At 69.2% G+C, this 629-nt stretch carries 2 protein-coding genes; both read right to left on the reverse strand.

Going from position 1 to position 629, the window contains the following annotated elements; all coding sequences use genetic code 11:
* Positions 1-323 (reverse strand): histidinol dehydrogenase (locus INT12_RS30950; RefSeq protein WP_193059236.1); only part of this gene is annotated, 323 nt, incomplete at its 3' end.
* Positions 320-629, reverse strand: a 310-nt coding sequence (hisG, locus tag INT12_RS30955) for an ATP phosphoribosyltransferase (RefSeq protein ID WP_226926413.1), incomplete at its 5' end; no start/stop codon positions are given. The genes INT12_RS30950 and hisG, both read right to left, overlap by 4 nt.

Below are 629 nucleotides of genomic sequence, written 5' to 3' on the forward strand. Positions count from 1 at the left end.
GTGTCCACCGCGTAGCCCTGGCTCATGCCGGCCTTGTGGAACAGGCGGATGCGGTCGGCGGCCTCGGTCATCGCCTGGCGCAGCTCGGCCGGTACCGTGCGCTCGGCGGCGGCGAATTCTTCGTCATTCACTTCGAACGAGGCCGGGGCCACGCCATCGAAGCGCAGGCTGATCTCACGCAATGCGGCATCGCCATCGTCGCGCACGGCCGCGATCAACGCGGCCACCGATTCGCGGGTACGCGCGGCCACCGCCTGCACCGGGCGCTGCAGCGCCTGTGCCTGCTCGGCGTCGCTCAACTGGGACCATTGCAGACGATTCATGCCAGCGACCGCTCCACGCTCAACACCATCAACCCCTGGGCGCCTGCGCGCTCCAGCTCTTCCAACCGCTGCCAGGTCAACGCACCGTGGCACATGGTCTGCAAACGCAGGCTGCCGCCATCATCGGGCAGCTGCACCAGCGGGTCGGCATCGGGCAGCAGGCGCGTCAGTTCGGAGACGCGGTCCAGTTCGGCGCGGAACATCAGCAGCTTGCTGTCCTGCAGCTTCACCACGCCGTCAAGGCGGCGCAGCAGCATGGCCATCAGGCCGGCGCGGGCATCGTCGGGGGTCTTCACCGGGCCGGCC

It is taken from the genome of Pseudomonas sp. K8, assembly GCF_014889455.1.
GTDB classification, from domain to species: Bacteria; Pseudomonadota; Gammaproteobacteria; order Pseudomonadales; family Pseudomonadaceae; genus Aquipseudomonas; species Aquipseudomonas veronii.